Consider the following 329-nt stretch of genomic DNA (forward strand, 5'->3'; position numbering starts at 1 on the left):
AGGTTCATTATTCAAAAAGGCAGGGTTGGACCCTGAGTATTATTTGGTGGTCGATTCCTCGTCGGATTTGCCGTATGATTTCTATCGTCCCGGTGAGGAAGAGGAGCGCCTCCCGATTCATTTGTTAATGCAAAGTGGGGAATTGAAGGAGCTTTCACGCGAATCGGAGATTGTTGATGCGATTTCGGGGAAAAGAAGGACCGACCATAAGCTCTACTACCCGGCTGATTTTATTCTTGATGATTCGACTAAAAAGAATGTCAAAAAGCAAATCCGCGCCCTTTTAGAGTTATAGAACGATTGGTAATTGGTGATTGGTGCCTGACACC

At 45.0% G+C, this 329-nt stretch carries 1 pseudogene; it reads left to right on the plus strand.

Annotated features, from left to right (window positions below):
• Positions 1 to 295: pseudogene (locus V7659_RS12695) on the plus strand (hypothetical protein); the annotation flags it as partial.
• Positions 296 to 329 lie beyond the last annotated feature (34 nt).

It is taken from the genome of Neobacillus drentensis (assembly GCF_036966985.1).
In the GTDB taxonomy this organism is placed as follows: domain Bacteria; phylum Bacillota; class Bacilli; order Bacillales; family Cytobacillaceae; genus Neobacillus; species Neobacillus drentensis_E.